At 65.0% G+C, this 23,629-nt stretch carries 28 protein-coding genes; 15 read left to right on the top strand and 13 right to left on the bottom strand.

The window, feature by feature from the left end:
• The first annotated feature begins 5 nt into the window (after nt 1–5).
• The 4 genes from CSQ99_RS24095 to CSQ99_RS24080 are packed head-to-tail and all read left to right on the top strand — an operon-like array spanning nt 6 to nt 2,250.
• On the top strand, nt 6–425 hold the full coding sequence (locus CSQ99_RS24095) for a lipoprotein LpqH (protein WP_099041519.1): 420 nt from the start codon (nt 6–8) through the stop codon (nt 423–425).
• Nucleotides 426–428: 3 nt separating this feature from the next.
• Nucleotides 429–803: a nuclear transport factor 2 family protein gene (locus tag CSQ99_RS24090; protein ID WP_099041518.1), complete on the top strand. Its 375-nt coding sequence runs from the start codon at nt 429–431 to the stop codon at nt 801–803.
• 53 nt (nt 804–856) lie between these two features.
• On the top strand, nt 857–1,579 hold the full coding sequence (locus tag CSQ99_RS24085) for a FadR/GntR family transcriptional regulator (RefSeq protein WP_176561195.1): 723 nt from the start codon (nt 857–859) through the stop codon (nt 1,577–1,579).
• A 32-nt stretch (nt 1,580–1,611) separates the two neighbouring features.
• Nucleotides 1,612–2,250, top strand: a complete 639-nt coding sequence (locus CSQ99_RS24080) for a sterol desaturase family protein (protein WP_425437864.1) — start codon at nt 1,612–1,614, stop codon at nt 2,248–2,250.
• A 7-nt stretch (nt 2,251–2,257) separates the two neighbouring features.
• Here CSQ99_RS24080 and CSQ99_RS24075 read toward each other — a convergent pair whose 3' ends face one another.
• From CSQ99_RS24075 to CSQ99_RS24065, 3 genes are all read right to left on the bottom strand, one after another.
• The gene (locus CSQ99_RS24075; RefSeq protein ID WP_099041515.1) at nt 2,258–2,995 is read right to left on the bottom strand and encodes a L,D-transpeptidase; all 738 of its coding nucleotides are present in this window, start codon (nt 2,993–2,995) and stop codon (nt 2,258–2,260) included.
• Nucleotides 2,996–3,118: 123 nt separating this feature from the next.
• Nucleotides 3,119–3,736, bottom strand: a complete 618-nt coding sequence (locus CSQ99_RS24070) for a Pr6Pr family membrane protein (RefSeq protein WP_099041514.1) — start codon at nt 3,734–3,736, stop codon at nt 3,119–3,121.
• On the bottom strand, nt 3,733–5,121 hold the full coding sequence (locus CSQ99_RS24065) for a DUF7159 family protein (RefSeq protein ID WP_245909058.1): 1,389 nt from the start codon (nt 5,119–5,121) through the stop codon (nt 3,733–3,735). The genes CSQ99_RS24070 and CSQ99_RS24065 overlap by 4 nt, the downstream gene beginning before the upstream one ends.
• A 193-nt stretch (nt 5,122–5,314) precedes the next feature.
• Between CSQ99_RS24065 and CSQ99_RS24060 the strand changes: the two genes are divergently transcribed.
• Nucleotides 5,315–6,793, top strand: a complete 1,479-nt coding sequence (locus CSQ99_RS24060; protein WP_099041535.1) for a peptide MFS transporter — start codon at nt 5,315–5,317, stop codon at nt 6,791–6,793.
• Nucleotides 6,794–6,798: 5 nt separating this feature from the next.
• Here CSQ99_RS24060 and CSQ99_RS24055 read toward each other — a convergent pair whose 3' ends face one another.
• Nucleotides 6,799–7,749, bottom strand: a complete 951-nt coding sequence (locus tag CSQ99_RS24055) for a threonine ammonia-lyase (protein WP_099041534.1) — start codon at nt 7,747–7,749, stop codon at nt 6,799–6,801.
• Between the two features lie 112 nt (nt 7,750–7,861).
• Here CSQ99_RS24055 and CSQ99_RS24050 point away from each other — a divergent pair, with 112 nt between their 5' ends.
• From CSQ99_RS24050 to CSQ99_RS24035, 4 genes are all read left to right on the top strand, one after another.
• Nucleotides 7,862–8,311, top strand: coding sequence for an acyl-CoA thioesterase (locus tag CSQ99_RS24050; protein WP_099041512.1), 450 nt, complete (start codon nt 7,862–7,864; stop codon nt 8,309–8,311).
• A 73-nt stretch (nt 8,312–8,384) separates the two neighbouring features.
• Nucleotides 8,385–9,380 (top strand): agmatinase, encoded by a 996-nt coding sequence (speB, locus tag CSQ99_RS24045; RefSeq protein WP_099041533.1) that lies wholly within the window; start codon nt 8,385–8,387, stop codon nt 9,378–9,380.
• An 85-nt stretch (nt 9,381–9,465) separates the two neighbouring features.
• Nucleotides 9,466–9,843, top strand: a complete 378-nt coding sequence (locus CSQ99_RS24040; protein ID WP_099041511.1) for a thiol-disulfide oxidoreductase DCC family protein — start codon at nt 9,466–9,468, stop codon at nt 9,841–9,843.
• Between the two features lie 7 nt (nt 9,844–9,850).
• Nucleotides 9,851–10,354: a GNAT family N-acetyltransferase gene (locus CSQ99_RS24035; RefSeq protein WP_099041510.1), complete on the top strand. Its 504-nt coding sequence runs from the start codon at nt 9,851–9,853 to the stop codon at nt 10,352–10,354.
• On the opposite strand, the gene CSQ99_RS24030 is transcribed toward CSQ99_RS24035, so the two are convergent.
• A complete protein-coding gene (locus CSQ99_RS24030) occupies nt 10,344–10,880 on the bottom strand; it encodes a hypothetical protein (RefSeq protein WP_099041509.1) in 537 nt (178 codons plus the stop codon). The two genes, CSQ99_RS24035 and CSQ99_RS24030, sit on opposite strands and share 11 nt — an antisense overlap.
• Before the next feature lie 8 nt (nt 10,881–10,888).
• Complete coding sequence (locus CSQ99_RS24025) at nt 10,889–11,524, bottom strand: TetR/AcrR family transcriptional regulator (RefSeq protein WP_099041508.1); 636 nt, start codon at nt 11,522–11,524, stop codon at nt 10,889–10,891.
• 57 nt (nt 11,525–11,581) lie between these two features.
• Between CSQ99_RS24025 and CSQ99_RS24020 the strand changes: the two genes are divergently transcribed.
• Nucleotides 11,582–12,427: an alpha/beta fold hydrolase gene (locus CSQ99_RS24020; protein WP_099041507.1), complete on the top strand. Its 846-nt coding sequence runs from the start codon at nt 11,582–11,584 to the stop codon at nt 12,425–12,427.
• Here CSQ99_RS24020 and CSQ99_RS24015 read toward each other — a convergent pair.
• The 3 genes from CSQ99_RS24015 to CSQ99_RS24005 form a co-directional block, all read right to left on the bottom strand.
• The gene (locus CSQ99_RS24015) at nt 12,424–13,308 is read right to left on the bottom strand and encodes a cyclopropane mycolic acid synthase family methyltransferase (RefSeq protein ID WP_099041506.1); all 885 of its coding nucleotides are present in this window, start codon (nt 13,306–13,308) and stop codon (nt 12,424–12,426) included. The two genes, CSQ99_RS24020 and CSQ99_RS24015, sit on opposite strands and share 4 nt — an antisense overlap.
• A gap of 361 nt (nt 13,309–13,669) precedes the next feature.
• Nucleotides 13,670–13,957 carry a putative quinol monooxygenase gene (locus CSQ99_RS24010; RefSeq protein WP_099041505.1) on the bottom strand — a complete coding sequence of 96 codons (288 nt, stop codon included), beginning with the start codon at nt 13,955–13,957 and terminating at the stop codon, nt 13,670–13,672.
• Nucleotides 13,958–14,020: 63 nt separating this feature from the next.
• Complete coding sequence (locus CSQ99_RS24005) at nt 14,021–14,902, bottom strand: TIGR03854 family LLM class F420-dependent oxidoreductase (RefSeq protein ID WP_099041504.1); 882 nt, start codon at nt 14,900–14,902, stop codon at nt 14,021–14,023.
• Nucleotides 14,903–15,025: 123 nt separating this feature from the next.
• Here CSQ99_RS24005 and CSQ99_RS24000 point away from each other — a divergent pair, with 123 nt between their 5' ends.
• Nucleotides 15,026–15,490, top strand: coding sequence for an SRPBCC family protein (locus tag CSQ99_RS24000; protein ID WP_099041503.1), 465 nt, complete (start codon nt 15,026–15,028; stop codon nt 15,488–15,490).
• Nucleotides 15,491–15,493: 3 nt separating this feature from the next.
• Here the strand turns inward: CSQ99_RS24000 and CSQ99_RS23995 are convergent, their stop codons facing one another.
• Nucleotides 15,494–16,456, bottom strand: a complete 963-nt coding sequence (locus CSQ99_RS23995; protein ID WP_099041502.1) for an alpha/beta hydrolase — start codon at nt 16,454–16,456, stop codon at nt 15,494–15,496.
• A 25-nt stretch (nt 16,457–16,481) separates the two neighbouring features.
• Between CSQ99_RS23995 and CSQ99_RS23990 the strand changes: the two genes are divergently transcribed.
• The 3 genes from CSQ99_RS23990 (at nt 16,482) to CSQ99_RS23980 (ending at nt 19,032) form a co-directional block, all read left to right on the top strand.
• On the top strand, nt 16,482–17,939 hold the full coding sequence (locus tag CSQ99_RS23990) for an ArnT family glycosyltransferase (RefSeq protein WP_099041532.1): 1,458 nt from the start codon (nt 16,482–16,484) through the stop codon (nt 17,937–17,939).
• A gap of 74 nt (nt 17,940–18,013) precedes the next feature.
• Nucleotides 18,014–18,517 carry a Cif family virulence factor gene (locus CSQ99_RS23985; protein ID WP_099041501.1) on the top strand — a complete coding sequence of 168 codons (504 nt, stop codon included), beginning with the start codon at nt 18,014–18,016 and terminating at the stop codon, nt 18,515–18,517.
• Nucleotides 18,517–19,032: a nuclear transport factor 2-like protein gene (locus CSQ99_RS23980; RefSeq protein ID WP_099041500.1), complete on the top strand. Its 516-nt coding sequence runs from the start codon at nt 18,517–18,519 to the stop codon at nt 19,030–19,032. Before CSQ99_RS23985 ends, CSQ99_RS23980 begins: the two co-directional genes overlap by 1 nt.
• On the opposite strand, the gene CSQ99_RS23975 is transcribed toward CSQ99_RS23980, so the two are convergent.
• The gene (locus tag CSQ99_RS23975; RefSeq protein WP_099041499.1) at nt 19,029–20,954 is read right to left on the bottom strand and encodes a flavin-containing monooxygenase; all 1,926 of its coding nucleotides are present in this window, start codon (nt 20,952–20,954) and stop codon (nt 19,029–19,031) included. The two genes, CSQ99_RS23980 and CSQ99_RS23975, sit on opposite strands and share 4 nt — an antisense overlap.
• An 86-nt stretch (nt 20,955–21,040) precedes the next feature.
• Between CSQ99_RS23975 and CSQ99_RS23970 the strand changes: the two genes are divergently transcribed.
• Entirely contained in the window at nt 21,041–22,324 is a 1,284-nt protein-coding gene (locus CSQ99_RS23970) for a cytochrome P450 (RefSeq protein WP_099041498.1), read from the top strand.
• 144 nt (nt 22,325–22,468) lie between these two features.
• On the opposite strand, the gene CSQ99_RS23965 is transcribed toward CSQ99_RS23970, so the two are convergent.
• Together CSQ99_RS23965 and CSQ99_RS23960 are read right to left on the bottom strand one after the other, a co-directional pair.
• Nucleotides 22,469–23,170, bottom strand: a complete 702-nt coding sequence (locus CSQ99_RS23965; protein ID WP_099041497.1) for an HAD family hydrolase — start codon at nt 23,168–23,170, stop codon at nt 22,469–22,471.
• Nucleotides 23,167–23,604, bottom strand: a complete 438-nt coding sequence (locus tag CSQ99_RS23960; RefSeq protein WP_099041496.1) for a hypothetical protein — start codon at nt 23,602–23,604, stop codon at nt 23,167–23,169. Before CSQ99_RS23960 ends, CSQ99_RS23965 begins: the two co-directional genes overlap by 4 nt.
• Between the last annotated feature and the right edge of the window lie 25 nt (nt 23,605–23,629).

The following is a 23,629-nucleotide window of genomic DNA, read 5'->3' as shown; positions in this document are numbered from 1 at the left end:
CCGACATGGACAATCGATTCGTCGCGGCAGTCGCCGTTGCGCTCGCCGCCGCCGCCGCAGGTTGCTCAACGCCGCCCGCCGCTCTCGGTGGCACGACCGCGAAGGTGACCATCGACGGCAAGAGCACCGGTGATGCCCACGCCGTGGTGTGCTCGCAGACCGGTTGGATGTGGAACATCAAGACCCCCGGCGAACCGACGACGTTGACTGCGTTCTTGAACACCGACGGCGAGGTCTCGGTGCAATCGGTCGACTTCCGCGATTTCGGCGGCTTCACGGGCACCTTCTGGCAGGGCCGGGTCGGTGAAGCCGAAGTGACCGGCCAGGGCGGGAAATTCACGATCAGCGGCTCGGCCGACGGTTCGTTCACCGACAACCCGAGCAATGCCGTGACGGCGACGTTCCGCATCGAAGCCAGCTGCTGAGCAGTGGCGCACCCCTTCCGTGCGGCGATCGAAGCCCGGGACCTCGACGCCGCCGTCGCGCTCCTTCGCGACGATGTCGTCTTTCGCAGTCCGGTCGTCTTCACGCCCTACCAGGGCCGAGCGGCGCTGCGGCAGATCCTTGCGGCGGTCATGGATGTTTTCCAGGACTTCCGATACGTGCGTGAGATCGGCGCCGACGGTGCACGTGACCATGCGTTGGTTTTCGAAGCCAGACTGGGCGACAAACAGCTCCAGGGTTGCGACTTCATCTCCTTCGATGACGACGGTGCGATCGCGGAGTTCACCGTCATGGTGCGCCCGATGCAGGCCATGCTTGCGCTGGCCGAAGCGATGAAAGAGCGCCTCGCCGCAGGCTGAGCAACTGGTCTGACCACTTGACCTCTGGCCAGTCGCCTGGCACTGTGGGCGGCATGGCCCTTCAACCGGTGAACCGCCGCTCGGTGCCCGAAGACGTCTTCGAGCAGATCGTCGCCGAGGTACTCAGCGGCGAGATGCAGCCCGGCCAATCGCTGCCCAGCGAGCGCAGACTCGCCGAGGTACTCGGTGTATCGCGGCCCGCTGTGCGCGAAGCCCTCAAACGCCTTATCTCTGCAGGTCTGGTCGAGGTGCGCCAGGGCGACGCCACCACGGTGCGCGATTTCCGTCGGCACGCCGGACTCGACCTGCTCCCCCGCCTGCTCATCCGCGCCGGCGAACTCGACGTGTCCGTTGTCCGCAGCATCCTGGAGACCCGCCTGCACAACGGACCCAAGGTTGCCGAACTCGCCGCGCGGCGTCGCGCCCCCGAACTGGCCGCAATCCTCGATGACGCACTGCGCGCCCTGTCCGACGAAAGCGATCCCGTCGAACAGCAACGTTGCGCCCTGACGTTCTGGGACCACATCGTCGACGGCGCCGACTCCATTGCGTTTCGGCTGATGTACAACACGCTGCGCGCGACCTACGAGCCGGCGCTGCCCGCCCTTGCCTCGGTGATGGCCGACGAGGTCGGCCGCCCGCAGGCATACCGTGAACTCGCCGATGCGGTCACCACGGGCGACCCCGAGCGGGCCAGGCAGGCAGCCCACAACCTGCTCGAACCCGCGACCACAGCACTCCTTACCGCCCTCGATGACCTGAAGGACCAGTCGTGACCAACGCCACCGCACGTACCGTACGCAAAAGGATGACACTGGCCGACGCCGCGCGGGAATTCGCTAAACACCCCTCCCCCTGGATGATTGGCACCGTCCTCGTCGCGGCCGTCATCGCGCGGATCATCGTCGGCGACTGGCAGATCACCGACGCGTTCGTACCGCTGGCGATTCTGACGCTCTTTCCGTTCTTCGAATGGATGATCCACGTGTTCGTCCTGCACTGGCGCCCGAAGAGGATCGGCCGCCTCACGATCGACCCATTGCTTTCCAGGGAGCACCGAGCCCACCACGTCGACCCTCGCAGCATCCTCTTGATCTTCATACCGTGGAAATCGCTTGCGACGTGGGTGCTTCCGCTCGTGGTCGGAATCGCGCTGCTGACGTTCCCACGGCTTCCGATGGGCCTGACCTTCCTGGTCTGCATTGCGGTGGCCGGGATCGGATACGAGTGGACCCACTACCTGATCCATACCGATTACAAGCCCAAAACCAGTGTCTATCGGGCGATTTGGCGCAATCATCGCAACCACCACTACAAGAACGAGCACTACTGGTTCACGGTCACCAGTTCCGGCACTGCAGATCGCGTGTTGCAGACGTATCCGGATCCGACTGTGGTCGAGAACTCCCCGACCGCAAAGAACCTGCACGCCGATTTATCGGCCTAGCGCGGCGCTAGGCCTGGACGATCACCGGATCGCCGATCCGAACCATGTTGTAGTACCAATCCGCGTTGTCCGGACTGAGGTTGATGCACCCGTGGCTGACGTTCTCATATCCCTGTGAACCGGTCGACCAGGGTGCGCCATGCACGTACACACCGCCCCAGGTGACGCGAACGGCGTCGTAAACGGTGAGCTTGTAGCCTTCCGGGTCGTCCAGTGGGATTCCGATCGTTCGCGAATCCATGATCACGACCGACTGCTTCTCGAGCGCGGTGAAATTTCCGATCGGCGTCGCGAACCCGTACTTGCCCATCGATGCCGGCATTTCACGCATGACCTCACCGTCCACGCTGACGGTGAAGGTGTGGGCACTGATGTCTGCCACTCCGACCGTGGCGCTGCCGGTCTGGAAGTTTGCTTTAACGCCACCGGCGGACAAAGCGATGGTGCTGTGTGCGGGCCAAAATTCGCTCGGATTCCATTGCAAGACATTGTCGTTGAGCCAGGTGAAGTTGCCCGCCGGCTTTTCCGGTGAGGTGATATCGATGCTGTTCTCCGCAGCGGCACGGTCGGTGATCCGTCCCGCGAACGTCACTGTGATCGGATGCGCCACGCCGACTGTCGCCCCGTTCGGCGAGATGCCCACCACGCCCGTCGGAGCGGTGACACCCGCAGAGACAGTCGCGATGGACCCTGACAGCGCGGCCACCATGACGCCGACCACGGCTACGAAACGAAGTTTCAGCACACTTTTATCCTAGTTCGTCTTGAGGAGTTAGCAGGTTAGCTGCAAGTCCCATGCGCCACCGCGGGTCGTCGCCACTGTTGGTAATAGTCACGACCGATCATCGAATCCGCGGTTGAGAACGTTTCAGACGGCGTCGATTCGCGCCGGGGTCGCCAGCCGGTTCACGGCCAGCAACGCATAGCCGACGGCGAGCACACAGCCGCCCAGCACACAAATATTGAGCAACACCATGGCCACCCCGACACTGCCCGGATCCAGAAAATAGTACGGCGCCCGACGCCCGGCCTGGTTGAGCACCACCACGGCCAGGACCACATATATGGCGGGGTACACCAACCAGGCCAGCGGATGCCACCAGTGCACTCGTCCCCATCCACGCCCGACGAGAAGCCAGTCGCTGAGCGCCAGGACAGGAACGACGACGTGAAGCAGGACATTCGCGGGCGTGTAACCCATGCTGCGGCCCGTCAACAACAGATTCCAGATGACGCCTGCAAGGACGACGTACAGGACGACCGCTCCGCGGAGTCCGACGCGCGCATCGGCGCGGGGCGAGACGAGAGTCCACAGGTAGTACGCCGCGGCCAGCAGGTTCGCCTGATAGGTGAAGGTGATCAGCCGCCACATCACCCCGGATCGCGAGGAGATTTCGACGGCGATCAGCGCGGTCAGCACCGCCGCGACGATGGCGGAGCGCAATGCAAGGCGCAGAACCGCGGAACCGGTGGCCTGCGACGTCACGGAGGCGGTGGAAGGGGGGGCGCTCCCGGTGCCGGCACCGGGGCCTCAGGCGCAGGCGGTGCCGCTTCAGGGGCCGCTGCGGCCGCGTTCGGTGGCGGTAGCGGTGCGCCCGGCGCGGCAGGCATCGGCGCTTGTGGTGGCACCTCGTCGTTATCGCCGATGTTCGACAGCCGGTCTCTGATCCTGGTCAACAGGCCCGGTCGCTGCTCCGGTACCGGGGTCGGCTGCGCGGGCACCAGCCCCGGCGCCGGTGGGATGGCTCCGGGCGGCAGCGCTTCGATCGGGGCGACCGGAGCGGGCAGCACCTCGGCGGCGGGAGGCAGCGCGTCGACGGGAACGACCGGTGGCGCCTCGGGGATGTCGACGGTGGCTTCCGGCTGGGGCATGACCTCGACGGGCGGGGCCGCAGGCGATTCCGCGATCGGGGCCGGGATGGCTGCGGGCCTGGGGGCGGGCGGCAGCGCGGCGCGCACAGCCGCCGACGCCACGTCAGGGGACGCTTTCGCCGCCGGACGTGACTCTGACGACACGACGTTCCGCTGGGGCGCCACCTCCAGGCTGACGGCGACCGACACCGATACGACGAACGTCACCGCACCTGCGACGAGCATGGCCAGCGGAGCGGTTTGAGTCAGGGGCCGACGGCGCTCACGCGGTGTCGGCTCGGGAGCTCGCCCGATCTGCAGGTAATCGCTGTTGTGCGCCGACGCGAGCGCTGCGCCCCTGGCGAGCGCGAGCTCGGACTCGGCCGGGGCGAACACGGGCACCGACAAGATGCTCTCGAGCCGGGGCATGACACCGTGGAGTTCGCTGCCGGAGCCGACCATGACCAACGCCTCGGGCCGCCAGTCGGCTCTGGCGAAGACGGCGCGCAACCAGCGAAGCAGCGACTCTTCGGTATCGATCCCGTTGTTGACGGCCGTCTGCACGGCACCCTCGCCGGAATGCACGATGAGCATGATCACCGTCTCGGGTTCGATCACGCACACCGCGGTGACGTCGTATCCGATGACCTCGGCGATGCCCCACGCCAGGGCCTCCGTCGCCTCGGGAAGTCGAACCGGAACGACATTGTCGAAACCGCGTTCGTTCAAGGATTTCAACAGCAACGCGGCCTCGGTGTCAGCGCCGTCGCTCCATGTCACGCCGATCGAATGCAGTCGCTGGCCGCGGGTGGCCGCGATCGCCTCGGTCCGCAGCACCGCAGCGGCCGCCTGCTCCGAGGTGTGGAACGGCGTCGCATGCCGTCCGGAAACGATCTCGAAGGCCTCGCGGTCAACCGTGGACCCGTCGGCATCTTGCCCCTCGACGAGGACGAGACCGACGGCGGACGGCGTCACCGATAAGCCGAGTACGGCTTCCATACCACCCTTCCGGACGTCCATCTGTTCGGGGTGACCTTACCCGCGCCCTCGTGAGCTGGCTCACCGGGCGCCGTTCCGACAGCTGCCACGACCGAATCGAAATGTGCTGTGTTGCAGAAAGCTACTGCAGGGTCTCCAACGGTGTCTTTGCCGGCGATGCGGGGGAGATTCGATCGGTCGCCGGAAATCGGCGCCGAGTGGAAGGGTGATCCTCATGGGAGCTGTGGAACATACCGCGGGAGATATCGAAGGCGGCCCGGCCGGACGCACAGTGTTCGGCCATCCGATCGGACTGACCAATCTGTTCGGTGTCGAACTCTGGGAGCGCTTCTCGTTCTACGGGATGCTCACGATCCTCGCGTATTACCTCTATTTCTCGCTCACCGACGGCGGCCTGGGAATGGAGAAGACCACCGCAACCGGCATCGTCGGCGCCTACGGCGGTCTGGTCTATCTGTCGACGGTCCTCGGCGGCTGGATCGCCGACCGGGTGCTCGGCATGGAGCGCACCGTCTTCTACGGCGGCGTGGTGGTCATGTGCGGCCACGTCGCGCTCGCCGTCGTGCCGGGCCTTGCCGGTGTCGGCGTGGGTCTGGTGTTGGTGGCACTGGGCTCGGGCGCCTTGAAGGCCAATGCGTCGTCGCTACTCGGCACCCTCTACGAGAAGGACGACCCGCGCGCCGACGGCGGCTTCACCCTGTTCTACCTCGGCATCAACCTGGGCGCGTTCGTCGGACCGCTCATCACCGGCCTGCTGCAGACCCGGCTCGGATTCCACTGGGGCTTCGGCGCCGCAGCCGTCGGGATGGCGCTGGGACTCACGCAATATGTCATTTTCCGGCGCAACCTCGGCGACCACGGCCGCACCGTGCCTAACCCCTTACCCCGCAGCGGTATTGGTTGGGCAGTTGGCGTAGGCATTCTCACCGTTGCGGTGATCGTGGCGGCGTTCGCCACGGGTTTGGTGAAGTTGTCCAATCTGTCTCAGGTGACGACGGGAGTCATTGTCGCGGCGGCGATCGCCTACTTCGTCGTGATGCTGACGAGTGCAAAAGTGGTGCCGATCGAGCGGACCAGGCTGCGGGCGTTCATTCCGCTCTTCATTGCCAATGCTGTGTTCTGGTCGCTGTTCCAGCAGATCTTCACCGTGCTCGCGATCTACTCTGACGAGCGGATGAACTGGTCGATCTTTGGCTGGACCGCCCCGTCGAGCTGGATCGGGTCCATCGAACCGGTGTGGATCATCCTGCTCTCTCCGTTGTTCGCGATCATGTGGACACGCCTCGGTCAACGCGCACCCACCACCCCACGAAAGTTCGCCTATGGCGTCATCGGCATGGGAGTGGCGTTTCTGCTGTTCCTACCGATGTCGGGCTCAACGGGCCGCGCGGTCCCCGCGCTGTGGGTGCTCGCCATCATGGCAGTGTTCGCGATTTCCGAATTGCTGCTGTCCCCGATCGGGCTCTCGGTCACCACAAAGCTTGCCCCCGAAGCGTTCCGGGCGCAGATGATGGCGTTGTACTTCTTCTCCGTCGGCATCGGCACGTCGATGTCGGGTGTGTTGTCGGGTTACTACGACCCGGCACACGAATTCGCCTACTTCGGCATCCTCGGCGTGGTCGCCGTCGTCGCGGGTGTAATCGTATTCGCGTTGTCCCCCTGGATAAGTCGCCTGATGGAGGGCGTGCACTAACGCCGCTATCCCGCCAGCATGTCCGTCAGCGCGGTCGGGTCGATGTTCCCGCCGGACAGGACCATCACTGTGCGCCCAGGAGGTGTCCCGCCCTGACGGTAGGCCGCCAGTGCGACAGCGCCACTGGGTTCACTGACCAGGTGCGCCTTCACCGCGAGTTCACGCACCGCACTGCGGATCTCGCTCTCTGACACGGTGATCACGCCGTCGAGGAACTTCTGAAGATGGGCGAACGTCAACGCCGAGGGCTGTGACCGAAGACCGTCGGCGATCGTGCGGTTCCGGTCCTCGATCGGCCAGTCGACGCGGTGGCCCAGCACGAGTCCCTCCGCGGTGTCGGCGGCCAGCTCGGGTTCCACTCCGAAGACCTGCGCCTGCGGGCACAGCGCCTTGATCGCGGCGCCGATCCCGGAAGCCAGTCCGCCACCGCTGACTGGGACGAGCACGTTCTCGACCGAGGGCAGGTCCTCGGCGATCTCGAGGCCGATCGTGCCCTGCCCGGCGATGATGGCGGGGTGGTCGAACGGCGGGACCAGCACACCGCCCGTTCGTTCCAGTACTTCTGCGGCCACCCGCTCGCGTTCGCCGGCTTTGCACAGCACCACCTCGGCACCGTGGTTACGGGTCGCCTCCACCTTGATGCCCGGCGTCTCCTCCGGCATCACGATGTGCGCGGGAATTCGATACACCGCGGCGGCGTACGCCACTGCCTGGGCGTGGTTGCCGCTGGAGTAGGCCACCACACCTCGGGTGCGGACCGACTCGTCGCGGTTGGCGATGGCGCCGATGGCGTTGAACGCTCCGCGCACCTTGAAGGCACCGATGGGCTGGAGGTTCTCCGGCTTGATCCACAGTGGCCGGTCCCCGTCGGCCCACAGCGCCGGCAGCAACGGCGTGCGCACCGCGAACGCGCGAATTCGCTCCGCCGCCGCCCTGATGTCATCGATAGTCACCATGTCCACGAGCCCAGTCTTCCCGAGTGCCGCCAACGGACACACTCGCGGTCGAGAACCGTTGCTGACCGCAATTGGCCGCAGTCCGGTCGAGCGTGCTCGCTAGGGTGATGCGGTGACCTCGTTCTCGCTGCCGATCACACCGCGTTACGCCGAGATCGATCAACAGGGTGTCGTGTTCAACGGCCACTACCTCACCTGGTTCGACGAAGCCTGCACCGGCTTCCTCGACTATCTCGACGTCACCTATCCAGGTTTGATCGCGAACGGATTCGACATCCAGGTGGTGCACAGCGAGATCGACTTCAAGGGGCCCGTCAGGTGGCGTGACTGCGTGCGCGTCGAGGTCTGTTGCGAGAGAATCGGATCCACCAGCTTTGCGCTGGGCTTCAATGTGTTGTGCAGCCGGGACGGCGACCCCGCCGCCGAAGAGCGATCCGCGGTGCGGGGCCACAACGTCTACGTGGTCGTCTCCACCGAGGACTGGGCCAAACGCCCGATCCCGCCGGCACTGCGCGAAGCGCTCACTTCGGTTGAGCGTCAAGCCCATAACGCATCCGATTGAGTCCTGGCGACGGTACGGTCGAGGGATGGGCCACGGTCACGATCACGAACATCAGCGCGAACTTCCGCCGGGGATGATCGAGCAGCTCGAGCTGGCGTACGCAGGCGTGACATCTTTCGGCCACCGGCCCTTCCTCACCGAGGTCGAACAGTTGGAGTCGTGGCGACCCGACGTGGCGATCGTCGGGGCACCCTTCGATGTCGGGACCACGAACCGGCCGGGTGCCCGCTTCGGCCCCCGCGCGATTCGTGCCACCGCCTACGAGCCGGGCACCTATCACCTGGATCTGGGCCTCGAGATCTTCGACTGGCTCGAAGTCGTCGACTTCGGCGACGCGTACTGCCCGCACGGGCAGACCGAGGTCTCACACAACAACATTCGCGAGCGCGTACACGCCATCGCGTCGCGCGGCATCGTGCCGGTGATCCTGGGTGGCGACCACTCGATCACCTGGCCCGCCGCGACCGCCGTAGCCGACGTTCATGGCTACGGCAACGTGGGCATCGTGCACTTCGACGCACACGCCGACACCGCCGATGAAATCGAAGGCAACCTCGCCAGCCATGGCACGCCGATGCGCCGGCTCATCGAGTCCGGCGCCGTGCCCGGTAGCCATTTCGTTCAGGTGGGCCTCCGCGGCTATTGGCCGCCGCAGGACACATTCGAGTGGATGCAAGAGCAACGCATGACGTGGCACACCATGCAGGAGATCTGGGAGCGGGGCTTCAAGGAAGTCATGCGCGACGCGGTGAATGAGGCCCTGGCCAAGGCCGAGAAGCTCTATGTCTCCGTCGACATCGATGTGCTTGACCCCGCACACGCGCCCGGCACCGGCACACCCGAGCCGGGCGGCATCACCACTGCGGATCTCTTGCGGCTGGTGCGCCAACTCTGCCGCGAGCACGACGTCGTCGGCGTCGACGTGGTCGAGGTCGCGCCCGCCTACGACCACGCGGAGCTGACCGTCAACGCCGCGCACCGCGTGGTTTTCGAAGCGCTCGGCGGCATGGCCGCACGCCGCCGAGATGCCGCACCGGATGCTGCGCCGCCAGGGCCGCCCGCCCGGTAGCGGATGGATCGGGGTGTCGCGCCTCACTTTGTGATCTCGGCCCGACCGGCTGTTGCCGAGCCGAGGCCGGGAGGACAATAGATCTATGTCCGGAACGCTGTTCTTCGATGGCAACTGTGGAATGTGCACGCGATCGCGGAACTTCCTGCTGAAACTCAACCGGACCGGTGGTCTGCTCACGGAGCCTCTGCAGACACCCGGGACCGCCGAACGCCTCGGAATTTCCGACGCGAGCCTGATGGACGCGGTGCGCTGGCTGGATGCAACCGGCAGCGTGTACGCAGGCGCGGAGGCCGCCAACGCCGCGGTGTCGGCGGCGCTCGGCACGCGAGTTCCACTGCTGATCTACCGCATCCCGGGTATTCGTGCACTTGAAGATGCGGTGTACCGCTGGGTGGCCGACCATCGCTACCGCTTTCCCGGCACCACCCCTTACTGCGAGTCCCATCCAGTCTCCTGCTGACCTCGGCATGGACATCGCGGTCCGGCCCGCGGTCACCGATGACCTCGATGCGATCGCCGAGATCTACGCCCATCACGTGCTGACCGGGGTCGCAACCTTCGAGCTGACTCCCCCGGACGCCGATGAGTGGCGCAGGCGGTTCGACACCGTTGCCGAACGTGAATTGCCCTTTCTCACTGCGACCTTGGACGGCCAGGTGGCAGGTTATGGCTATTGCGGACCGTGGAAGACGCGCCCGGCCTATCGCCACACGGCAGAAGATTCGGTCTACCTCGCGCCCAGCGCGCTGGGGCTGGGCATCGGTGGCAGGCTGCTCGACGGACTGCTCTCCGAATGTGCCGGCGCAGGTGTTCGTCAGGTGATTGCGGTCATCGTGGACTCAAATGGCGCGGCTTCCCTTGCGCTGCACAGGAATCGCGGGTTCATCGAAGTCGGCCGCCTCACCGCGGTGGGATACAAGCACGGCCGGTGGCTCGACACCCTCCTTCTGCAGCGCAGCCTCACAGACTGACTTCCGTCCACGCCGGGTCGTCGTTTCGATGGTCGGAGATGTTCCGACACTCGCCGTACAGACGCATGGTGGCATTGCCCGGAACGTCGAGGTTACGTTGCAGCACGGCCGTTACGCCGCCACCGGTGAGTTTCCGGCCGAAGTGCTCGGCCTTCGTGGGGGCATCCGTCCAGCCATCGGCGATCATCGCCGAGGCGACCTCGTTGAGATACCGCACCCAATCTCTCTGCAGCAGAGTAAAACTCATATAAAGAGCCGCTTGATAGGGAGGTCCGCTCTCCGTTTCGCACGGTACGAATGAGTAGCTGCCGGCGGCATCCCGCAACCGCGCCGCAGCGACGATCTTCCTGGCCGAACCGACGACCTGCTCGACCGCCTGCTCATCGGTCAGGGCCACACCGACCTGGTCGGCCGCGCCGGCTTCCTGCCGATCGACCACGACGAGCACCACCCCGAGAACCAACGACAACACGAGGGCGGCCCACAACAATCTTCTCGTCGGTGGCGTCCGGATCCAGTCATCCATCAGGCAAGCTATCCGCGACCGGCGATCCCGCTGATCAGCCGCCCGCACACGGCGTCCATCTCGTGACGCGCCTGTTCACGGTCAGCGGCACGGGACACGAACAGGGCCGCCTCGTCGAGCGCACCGAGCAGCACATGCGCGGTCGGACGTAACGGTTGCTCGGGGACGGCGCCTTCGGCGATCGCATGGGCGAGCATCGTCTCGATCACGCCGAGCCCGTACTTGACTCCCACGGCCCGCCAGCGGTCCCAGCCGAGTACCGCCGGGGCGTCGATCAGGACGATCCGTTGCACATCGGGCGCCGAGCACCCGTCGAGAAACAAGCGTGCCCCGACCCTCATCGCCTCCAGCGGATCAAGCGGCTGGCGCTCCATGATCTGACGGGCGATGTCCTCGACCAGTTGCCGCTCGACCTGCTCGTAGACCTCAGCGAACAGTGCCGCCTTATCGTCGAACTGGTGATATAGCGCGCCGCGCGTGACACCGGCGGCAGCGACGATCGCCTGGGTGGAAACGTCATTGAAACCCTTGTCAGCAAACAGCTTTCGGCCGGCGCCGACCAGCAGCGCGCGCGTGATGGCCGTCCGTTCCGCCTGCGTGCGCCGGGACGCCGCCGACGCCGCGGTCCGCTCGTTGACTTTCATACAGTCTGCACGTAACTTCCATACCAAGTGTTTGTAAGTTAGAGAAGGATAGCGAACATGCCGCAGATCGCACTGGAACAAGCCACCATCTCGTACCGCGTGTTGGGTCCGGAGGACTCGGCGCACCCGCCCGTGGTGTTCGTACACGGAATCCTGGTCGACAGCAGGCTCTGGGACCAGGTGGCCGAGGGTCTGGCCAGTCGCGGGTACCGCTGTTACCTGCCGAACTGGCCGTTGGGCTCGCACACGATTCCGGTGCACGACGGCGCCGAGTTGTCGCCGCGCGCGGTCGCAACGATGATTCGCGATTTCGTCGTCGAACTGGGCCTTTCCGACGTGACGCTCGTCGGCAATGACACCGGCGGCGGCCTGTGCCAATTGGTCATCGATGCGTACCCCGACGTCGTCGGCCGGCTGGTCCTGACCAACTGCGACGCATTCGACAAGTTCCCGCCGTTCCCGTTCAATGTCGTCTTCGCGCTGCTGCGCGGACCGGTATCCATCAAGGTGCTGTTCGAGCAGATGAGACTCAAGGCGCTGCGCCACTCTCCGCTCGGCTTCGGCCTGCTGGTCAACCCGGATGCCCAACTGACGGCCTCATGGCTGGAGCCTGGCCGCACCGACGTCCGGATCCGACGTGACCTTGCCCGACTGCTGCGGGCGGTCGCCGAGACCGATCTGACCGACGTGGCGACGCGGCTGCCCCGGTTCACCAAACCGGTCACCATCGTCTGGGGTCAGCGTGACCGCGCGTTCACCCCGTCGCTCGGCCGCCGACTCGCGGCGCTGTTTCCACACTCGACGCTGATCGAGGTACCAGAGGCGAGGACGTTCGTCTCCCTCGACAATCCCCCCGCCGTCATCGACGCGATCACCACGGTCGGAGCGGGTAGGCTCTCCTAGCTCTTGACCAGGGTGAACTGGCAGATGTCTGTGTAGCCCTCGCGGAAGAGATCGGCGCAGCCGGTGAGGTACTTCATATAGCGGTCGTAGACCTCTTGGGACTGCACCGCAATGGCCTCGTCCTTGCGGGACTCGAGCGCCTCCGCCCAGATGTCCAGCGTCCGGGCGTAGTGCAGGCGCAGCCGTTGGGCGCGCGTGAGCCGGAAGCCGGCCTCGGCCGCGTGACTCTCGAGCTGGGAAGGCTTCGGCAAATCACCGCCGGGGAAGATCTCGTCCATGATGAATTTCGAGAATCGAACGATTCGCATGGTCAGTTTCAGGCCCTTGGCCGTGAACTCCTCGTCTTCGGGCTTGATGATGGTGTGCACCATCATCACGCCGTCAGCGGGTAGCACGGCGTAGGCCTTCTTGAAGAAGTCGTCGTAGCGGTTGCGTCCGAAGTGCTCGAAGGCGCCGATCGACACGATGCGGTCAACCGGTTCGTCGAACTGCTCCCACCCCTGCAGCAGCACCCGTTTGGTGCGCGTGCTGGGCGACGCGGCGAATACCTTCTCGACGTGCGCCTTCTGGTTCTCGCTCAACGTCAGGCCGATGACGTTGACGTCGTACTTCTCCAGCGCGCGGTTGAGCGTTGCGCCCCAGCCACAGCCGATGTCGAGAAGCGTCATCCCGGGCTTCAGATCCAACTTGGAAAGCGACAGATCGATCTTGGCGATCTGAGCCTCTTCAAGCGTCATGTCCTCACGCTCGAAATACGCGCAGCTGTACGTCTGCGTGGGGTCCAGGAAAAGCCGGAAGAACTCGTCGGACAGGTCGTAGTGCGCCTGCACGTTCTCGAAGTGCGGCTTAAGGCCCCGGTGGTCGCTGGTCGTTTCTGGCAAGTTCTAGCCTCTGACGTTTTGGTTCTCGGAATATTTGCGAAGGCTCCGCGTCGGTGCGGGCGCCTCCCCCGTCATCTGCGCAGTTTACGCACATTACATGAGACAACCCCTAACAGCCTCATCAGCGGATCCCGTCTCTCGCGTCGCGGCGTCCGCTGACGCTAGCGAATATTCTTGGTTCCGACATCACCGCTGATATCCAGCCTCGCAGATAACGTAAGTTCGATCCCTTCTATACCCACATCCACGCTTTTCATGCTGCACGTTGCGAACTCCGTGTTCGGTTTCTGCGGGGCCAGCAGGGTATTCGAACCGGCGCACAGCAACGCGATGTCAGCAACTCGTCATAACTCCCAAAACGTCAGCCGAGAACCCGCGCCGCGCCGACGTCGTATTCCGCCACCGATGCGCTGAGAATGGCCGCGCCCTGTTCGCCCCCGACGCCGCTGCCGCGAAACGCCTCGACCGCGGCCGCCGATTCCCAGCGTTCGAGGATGTTGATTCGTCCCGCGTCGATGAGGTCGGCCGACAACGCAAAATCGAGGCAACCATCGGCGTCTCGGGCCTCACGGACCACGTCCACACACCCAAGGAGGTAGTCCTCGCGCTGCGAGGGGTCGACAATGAGATGACCGGCGACGATGACCACGAGAGAACCTCCTCTATGCGTCCGATACTGGCATCGGACCTGTCATGCAGACTTCGGCGGCCCTCAGTTCTGCCGCGGGAGAAGCTCGACCACGAATCGGTCGATGAATTCCGTGGTGCGGGGCGACCCTGCCTGGCGGATGACGAACTTACTCAGCCCGGCTTCGAGGTAGGCGTCGAGTTGTCGGTGGAGGCGTGACCAGCTGTCGGCGATGAATTCCGTCGGCTCCACATCGGGTCTGCGGCGACGGATCGCAACGGCGACGTCGTCGGGCAACGCGCCCTCGCTGACCGCGAGATTGATGCCGAAATGGTCCTCATCGATTGCGCGCCCGGCCCGCTCTGCCTCCCGTTGGATCTGTACGCGACCGTCACGAGCTTCGGCAGGAGTCAGGAAGCTGCCCAGCCACCCGTCACCCAGCCGACCGATTCGCCGGAAGCCCGCGGGGGCCGAGCCGCCGAGCCAGATGTCCAGCGGCTTGAGCGGGCGGGGCGCGACGGCGACGGAGCTCGCGGAGAAGAAGTCGCCTGCGAAGGTGATGTCGTCCTGTTCCAGAACGGATCTCAGCAATCGCAGCGATTCGTCGAATACGGCCGCCCGTTCGCCCTCGGGGACCACGAAGATCTCTCGTTCGGCCGCAATGGCGGACCGCAGGCCGAACACCGGCAAGACCCGCTTCGGTGCAAGGGCCGCCAAGGACGCCAGCTGCTTCGCGACCAGCACCGGGTGCCGGCCAGGGAGCACCGCGACCGACGTCCCGACCTTGAGGTTGTCGGTCCGCGCCAGCGCATGCGCCATGCCGATGAACGGATCAACGGCCTTGCTGTAGACGAGTTCGGAGAACCACAGCGAGTCGACGCCGGTCGCCTCCAGGTGATCGACGATGGCCGGCAACTCGTCCGGCGCCGTTTCCGCGCCCAATCCGACACCGAAGCGAATCTTCACACCGCGCCTCCTGAACTCCGCACGCAATGCTACGGACCGCGTGGTCATCGTCCTTGTTGCCGAGCCCTTGCTACCGTTGCAAAGCGCATGACAGCCAAGGCGTTTACCGAAACAGGAGTAACCATGGACGGATCGGTGACGGTGTCTATGCAGGCGCCCGCGGACAAGATCTGGAACCTCATCGCCGACGTACGCAACACGGGCCGCTTCTCACCGGAGGTGATGGAGGCGGAGTGGCTCGGCGGAGCCACCGGTCCGGCTCTGGGCGCCCGCTTCCGAGGTCACGTCAAGCGCAACGAAATCGGTCCGGTGTACTGGACGACCTGCGAGGTGACCGCGTGCGAGCCGGACCGCGAATTCGGCTTCGCCGTGCTGCTCAACGGTAAGGCCGTGAACAACTGGCACTATCGTCTCACTCCGGTTGACGGCGGAACCGATGTCACTGAATCCTTCCGGCTCGACGACTCGCTCACCATGAAGCTCTTCTCGGTGTTCGGCGGGCAACTGCGTCGCCGACGCAACATCCGCGACATGCGCAAGACGCTGGAGCGCATCAAGACGGTCGTCGAGGGGTCAGACGCCGCCTGACCATTAAAGACCGCGCAAGCGGCGTACCCGATCGCTGACAGCCCGCCTCGAGACGGCGGCTTCGCGGGCCAGAGCCTCGAATGCATGCGGGCAACCCGGGTACACATGCAACTCCGTCGGGACGCCTGCATCGGCGAGCCGCCGGGCGAAAGCGATGTCCTCATTGCGGAACACATCGAGGTCACCGACGTCGATGTAGGTGTCGGGTAAGCCGGTGAGATCGTCGGCGCGTGCCGGTGCGGCGTAGGCGGACACGTCGTCACCACCGGCGTTCTCGCCCAGCAGCGCTCCCCATCCGGTGACGTTGTCGTCGTAGGTCCACGTCAGGAACGGTTGGACCTGTGGATCGGGGTCTGCAGGCCGGTCGTCGAGCATCGGATAGATCAGCACCTGCTGGGCCACCGCCGGACCACCGCGATCTCGCGCGATCAGGCTGACCCCCGCCGCGAGGCCGCCGCCTGCGCTGTCGCCCATCACCGCGACGCGGGCCGGATCGACTCCAAGGTCCCGCGCGTGCTCGGCAAGCCAGACCAGCGCGCCGTAACAGTCCTCGACGGGAGTCGGATCCGGATGCTCGGGCGCCACGCGGTAGTCGACCATCAGCATCGGCACGCCCGACGCGGCCACATACTCCCGCACCGCGAGGTCGTACAAGGCGCCGACGTGCTCGAGGCCGAAGATCATGCCGCCGCCGTGCAGGTAGAGCGCGGCGCTGCCAGGTCCGTCGACTCCGGACGGGTGATACCAGGTGAGGTCCAGCGCCGCGCCGTCCGTGGCGGTCATGGAGTGCTGTGCGGTGTCGACACCGGCGGTGGGGGCCCGCCGGGAGGCGACAAGATCGAACATCCGGTGACCGCTGACGCGGCGCGCTTCGACGTCGCCGACGGGTGCAGGTTCCGACTCGCCGACGGCCGCCAACAAGGGCGCCATCTCGGCGAGCACCTGCTGGTCGATACCGAGTGTCATGGCTGCGACAGTAACGTGGATGTACGTGACGACGACGGAAACCGGGACAGCTTCGGATCGAAAAATCGCACCGTTCGCCACAACGGTGGTGTTGCCGATCGCAGGCATTGTGGCTGTGTTGCATTGTGCTGCAGGTGCTTTCGGTGGCGGCTACTGGTTCGACGAGGTGTACATGCTGGCCATCGGCCGCAATCACCTCGACTGGGGGTCCGCCGATCAGCCACCGGTGACCCCGCTGCTGGCCGCCCTGATGGACGCCGTCGCACCCGGTTCGATGCTCGCGTTGCGCATTCCCGCCGCACTGGCGACCGCCGGGGCGGTCGTTGTCGCCGGCCTCATTGCCCGCGAGATCGGATGTGACCGCCGCGCACAGGGTTTCACCGCAGCCGCGCAGGCGACAGCGCTGTGGACCACGCTCGCCGGCCATTGGCTGACCCCCTACACGCTCGAACCGGTCCAGTGGCTGCTGCTGATCTGGCTACTGGTCCGCTGGCTGCGGCTGCGACAGGACCGGCTGCTACTGGCGTTCGGTGCCGTCGCCGGGGTCGCCGCGCTGACCAAATTCCAGGTGCTGCTGTTGTGCGCCGTGTTGCTGGTCGCGGTGGCGGCCGTCGGTTCGCGCGACATTTTGCGACGGCCGCTGCTGTGGGTGGGCGTAGCGATCGCCGTGCTCCTCGCCGCGCCGATCATGGTGTGGCAGTACGCCAACGGATGGCCGCAGCTGCACATGGCGTCGGTCGTGGTGGGTGAGGCCGAGGCGTTGTATGGCGGACGGCCGGGTATCGCCGCCCAGCTCATTGCCTACGCCGGCGCGGCCGGGGTGATGCTTGTGCTCTACGGGTTGTGGCGGGTCTTCCGCGATCCCACGTTGCGCGATTACCGGTTCCTCGGCGTGACGTTCGTCGTGCTCTATGTGTTCTTCGTGGCCACCGCGGGCAGGCCGTATTACCTGGCCGGGTTGTATGCGCCGCTGGCCGCGGTGGGCGCCCTCGCATTGCAGCGCCGACGTGAGAAGGGCGTGACCCGCACGCGCTGGCTGTTCTGGCCGACCATCGCGATGAGCGTGGTGCTGGCCCTTGGCATGTTGGTGCTGTCGGTGGTGCTCGTGCGAGACGACGTCGGCCAGAGAATCGCCAAGCGCACCGCGGACGCCTACCACGCACTGCCCGACACGCAACGGCAGCGGACCGTGGTGATCGGTCAGTCGTACATCGTCGCGGCCTACATCGACGGGTATTCCAACGAATATTCGTTGCCCAAGGCGTTCAGCGCCAATCGGAGCTACGGCTACTTCCCACCGCCACCGGCCGACGCCGATACCGCCCTCTACGTGGGCGGCGACGCCGATGACATCCGGCCGTACTTCACCGCCGTCCGTCGGGTCGGCGATATCGGCGAGGACATGGGCGTGTATTTGCTGACGGGACAACGAGAGTCGTGGAACGAGATCTGGGCGCGGACGCGCACTTTGAAGGTGTCCTGAAATCCCCTCCCCGGCGCGGCCACCTTTGGTAGAACAGGTTCTAGTTCTGTAACGCGAGCCGAGGGAGTCTCAAAATGGGTCAATGGTCACGCGAGGAACTCGAGGAGGCCTGGCGCCGCTATCAGGAATCCGTCGTCAACGTCGGCAAAACGTGGGACTGGTCCAGCTACGCCGACCATTTCACCGAGGATGCGCGCTACGTCGAACACGCCCTTGGCAACATGGAAGGCCGCGAGAACATCCGCGAGTGGATCGTCTCGACGATGAACACCTTCCCCGGCAGCGAGATGCCGACCTACCCGGTCGAGTGGTACTCGATCGACACCGACAAGGGCTGGGTCATCTTCAAGAACATCAACACCATGCGGGATCCCGGCGACGGCAGCGTCCACGGAGCCGGCGTCATCACCGTGCTGGAGTACGCCGGTGATGACAAATGGAGTTACGAGGAAGACGCCTACAACCCGATGAACTTCATGCTGATGATCCAGCAGTACATCCAGCGCAGCCATGAACTCGGCACCATCTCCGACGACGCCCGCGCCTTCGCCAAGAACATGAACTGGGAGCTGGTCTGATGGGGTCCTCCACGAGCAAATGGTCACGCGACGAGATCGAAGAGACGTTTGAGCGCCACCAGCAGCTGGTGGTCGAGATCGGCAAGTCGTGGGAATGGGCGCGGTACGGCGAGCTGTTCACCGAGGACGCGACCTATGTCGAACACCTCTACGGCAAGATGGCGGGCCGCGACAAAATCAGCGAGTGGATCGCGTCGACGATGGACACGTTCCCGGGCAGCGAGATGCCGTTCTACCCGGTCACCTGGTCTTCGATCGACGTGGAGAAGGGTTGGGTCTTCAGCGAGATCATGAACCGGATGAAGGATCCAGGGGACGGCACCATCTTCGAGGCGCCGTGCATCACGATCTTGCGGTACGGCGGCAATGGGATGTGGAGCAACGAGGAAGACGCCTACAACCCGACGAATTTTCTGCCGATGGTCCAGGGCTACATCCAGCGCAGCCACGAGCTGGGAACGATCTCCGACGACGCGCGGACTTTCGCCAAGAACATGAACTGGGCACTGAACTAACGGATCACGAAGTCCTCGGGATCGGGTTCGCGGGTCCAGTCCCAGTAGTCGACGAGGCGCCACGGGCTCAGCGTGTGAATTTCGCCGAAGCTGTTCTTGAAGAACGAGTGCTTGATCGTCGGCTGTGACCACACCATTTTGCGCATCTCGTCCTGGCTGCGCTCATGCCAGTCCGTTGTCTTCTCGACCGTCGGCTCCATCGTGGCGTGTCCACCCGCGATCAGCAGCTCCAGACACTGCGTGATGTAACGCATCTGGCACTCGGAATGGAAGATCAGGCTGCCGCCGCTTGCCAGCCAGGTGCCGGGGCCATTCATGCAGAAGAAGTTCGGATAGTCGGGAATCGTGATGCCCAGATATGCCGACGGCCGCTCTCCCCACTTCTCGGAAAGGATTTCGCCGTTGCGGCCGCGAATGGTCATGGGCCACAATATCTTCGTGTGCTCGAAACCGGTGGCGTACACGATGACGTCGGCCGGATAACGGGTGCCATCGTCCGTCACGACCGCGTCCGCTTCGATGTGGTCGATACCGGTGCGCACCAGTTCGACATTGTCTCGGGTCAGCGTTTTCAGCCAGCTGCCGTTGTCCTGCAGCGTGCGCTTGCCGGTGGCCGGATAGTCGGGCACCACCTTGGCGGCCAGGTCCGGATCGTCGCCGACCTGACTGGTAATCCACTCGGTGAACATGATCCGCGTGATCTCGTTGATCTCGCTGACGGCCGTCTGTTGGTCCGGATAGTCGGGGTCGACGCGGGCCGCGTCCAGCCCCTTGTCGCAGCCCGGCCAGAAGATCAGGAAGCGGTACCAGCGACCGTAGAACGGAAGATGGCGGAGCGCCCATTGCACGCCGGGCCCCACCGTCTCGTGATAGTTCGGATTCGGGAACATCCACTGCGCGGTGCGCTGAAATACGGTTAGACGGTTGACATCCGGAGCGATCGTCGGGGCGATCTGAAATCCACTGGCGCCCGCACCGATCATCGCGATGTTCTTGCCGCGCAGATCCACCGAGTGGTCCCACTGGCTGGAATGGAACGCAGGCCCGGCGAAGTCCTGCTGCCCGTCGATGTGAGGCAGGTGGGGCCGGTCGAGTTGCCCGACGGCGCTGATCACCGCGCGCGCCGTGAGTTCCGTCGTCTCGCCGTTGCGGTCGCGTACGCGAACCGTCCACGTTGCATCGGCGTCGCTCCACGACGCCTCGGTCACCTCTGTCTGGAAGCGGACGTGCGGCGTGATGTCGTATTTCTCCATCACGCCCTGAAAATAGGCTTGCAGTTCAGGCTGTTCGGCGAAGAAGTGCGTCCAGTGATCGGTCGGCTCGAAGCTGTAGCAATAGAAGTGATTACCCACGTCCACCCGCGCACCTGGGTAGGTGTTCTGGTACCACGTGCCGCCGACGCCCCCGTTCTTCTCCACGATGGTGAACGGAATGCCGGCCTCCTTGAGCCGGATCCCGGCCAGCAGGCCGGATTCACCGCATCCGATCACGACGACTCCGAAATCCCCGCGGGTGGACTCTGCTGCCGCATCGGACGCCCTGGCATCGCGTCCGTCGAGTTCCATCTCCTCGAGCACCATCGGGACGTATTCGGCCGGTACCGGTTCGCACACCAGCCACTGCATCATCTCGTGCAGCAACTCGGCGCTGACGGGCTCGGGTTCCGGGCATCCACGATCTCGGTAGTCCGCGATGACCTCGAGCGCGATCTTGCGGACCGCGGCCTTGTCCTCTTCGGACATGTAGCCCTGCACTTCATTGAGAAACAGGCCCGCAGGCTTCAACTCGCCGCGGATGAGCTCGGGGTCGCCGGACATGTGCACCAGCGACAACATCAGGGTCGGGATGCTGACGTCGAGCAACACCTCGGCTATCTCGTCGTCCGTCGCCGTAAATGGTTGTCCGGCATGTGGGTTACGCACCCAAGAGTGCTATCACGCCAAAACGGCAATTGGAACATGTTTCAGAAATACGTGACGACGGCCCGACCTGAACCTACTCTCGACGAGTGGGCATTGCGACGCGCGTGAACGGTACCGCTCCCCCGGACGTACCGCTGTCCGACATCGACCTCGGCGACTGGAAGTTCTGGGTCCTCGACGACGATATGCGCGACGGGGCGTTCACCACGCTGCGTCGCGAGGCGCCCGTCTCCTTCCATCTGCCGCTGGAGACACCCGGCGTCGAGGCCGGACCCGGTCATTGGGCGGTGACCCGCTTCGACGACGTCCACTTCGCCAGCCGCCATCCCCACATCTTCAGCTCCAGCCCCGGCATCACCATCAACGACGCCAACCCCGACGTGTCCGAATTCTTCGGCTCGATGATCGCCATGGACGACCCGAAGCACCTGCGCCTACGCAACATCGTCAGCAGGGCATTCACCCCGCGCGTTGTTGCCAACACCGAAACATCGGTGCGGGAGCGGGCGCGCCGCCTCGTGGAGAAGATGATCGCCGAGCATCCCGATGGCACAGGCGAGGTCGTGACCGAGCTTGCCGGCCCGCTGCCTCTGCAGGTGATCTGCGACATGATGGGCCTGCCGGAGGACGATCACGAGCAGATCTTCCACTGGACAAACGTGATTCTCGGTTTCGGGGACAAGGACATCGCCCAGGACTACGAGGAATTCGTCAAGGTCGCGATGGACATCGGCGCGTATGCCACCGGACATGCCGAGGACCGCCGGGCCAACCCGCAGGAAGACCTGACGACCGCGCTGGTGCAGGCCGAGGTCGATGGCGAGCGGCTGACATCTGCCGAGATCGCGTCGTTCTTCATCCTGCTCGTGGTCGCGGGCAACGAGACCACCCGGAACGCGATCAGCCACGGCGTCCTGGCGCTGACCCGGTATCCGGACGAGCGCGCGAAATGGTGGGCCGACTACGAAGCGCTTGCACCGACCGCCGTCGAGGAGATCGTCCGGTGGGCGTCTCCGGTCATCTACATGCGGCGCACCCTGACCGAAGACTGCGAGTTGAGCGGCACCAAGATGTCGGCCGGCGACAAGGTCTCCCTGTGGTACTGCTCGGCCAACCGCGATGAGGAGAAGTTCGCCGATCCGTGGATGTTCGACGTCCACCGCGCTCCCAATCCCCACGCCGGCTTCGGCGGCGGCGGTGCGCACTTCTGCCTGGGCGCGAACCTCGCGCGCCGCGAGATCAGCGTCGTCTTCGAGGAACTGCACCGCCAGATACCCGATATCGCTGCAACGGAGGAGCCTCGGCGACTGTTGTCGCCGTTCATCCACGGGATCAAGCGGCTGCCGGTGTCCTGGACACCACCGAGCTGAGGTCCTCGCCGGCTTCGCACGGTTTGTATGCCAGGCGTCCGGGCACCCATCAAACATGCAATCGCAACAATGAGCGAATTTCACCCAAGGACGGGATCGCGGCGATCCTTCGCTATGCCCTCCCCTGATTGGCGCCTGCCCTGATCAGCGGGCTCCGACCAAGTTGGCGAGCGCCGCGATCGGGGTGTCGTCGAGGTGTTGGCACAAATCGCACGCGTCCTCGAAAACCTGGTGGGCCCCAGCCTCTTCGAGTTCACACTTCGACACCCCTCCACTCAGCACGGCGACGGTGACGACGCCTGCTCGCTTGCATGCCTCCACGTCCCACACCGCATCGCCGACGAACACGGCGTGCGTGGCATCGACACCCGCGCGGTCCAGTGCGACGTTGACGATGTCGGGTTTGGGCTTGGCGGTGTCCACGTCTTCCGATGAGGTCGTCGCCGAAACGAGATGGTCGCACTCCAGGACGCCACGCAGAATCTCGAGTTCGTCGTCGGGTGCCGACGTCGCCAAAACGACCTGAACACCGAGCTTTTCGACTGCTTCGAGAAGCTCGCGCGCACCGGGCAACGGCCGCAGCAGCGAGGCGGTCTCCTTGTAGTACTGCGAATGCAGATCCTTCGCCCGCGCCTGGGCGGCGTCATCGACGCCCTCGGCGAGCGTTGCCACCAGGGTGGTGCCGTCCATGCCTATGCAACGGTGGATGCGCCACGCGTCGACCGGCATTCCGATATCGGCGAACGCCCGGCACCAGGCCTGTACGTGCTGGTAGTTCGAGTCGACGAGCGTGCCGTCGATGTCGAACAGCACTGCCGCGGCGGCGGCGTTTTTGCGGTGTCTCACGAACGCTGACGCTCGTGCGGCGAGGGCGCCTGCTCCGGCGCCGCGGTGGCGTCGGCGCGCACATCGTGCTCCTTGCCCGGGGCAGGCTCGCCGGTGATCCCCTTCGGATCCAGCTTGTCGACCCGCTCGCGATGCGCGTCCAGTTCCTCGCGGGTGTTGTCGACTGCCTCGCGATGCGTGCGCGCGGCGTTCTGCAGGCGGGCGGCCTCGGCAGCCTTCGCCTCGGCCTCTGCGGCTGCAGCATTGGCCTTGGCTTCGGTTTCGTGGGCGACGGCTTCGCGCTTCTCGAGATGTTCTGTCCGTTGGCCGATTTCGCCACGCAATCGCTCGGCTTCGGCGCGACGGCGCGAGTTGCGCACGGTCCATGCGACGAACGCGATGACGACGATTGCCGCGACAACGACAACGATCCAGATCATGGCATTGCGGTCCATGTCGGCTCCTCCGATTCATCCCGGG

This window comes from Mycobacterium neglectum (assembly GCF_002591975.1).
Lineage (GTDB): Bacteria > Actinomycetota > Actinomycetes > Mycobacteriales > Mycobacteriaceae > Mycobacterium > Mycobacterium neglectum.
The sequence above is the reverse complement of the archived record's forward strand: the minus strand, read 5'-3'. Positions and strand labels throughout refer to the sequence as shown.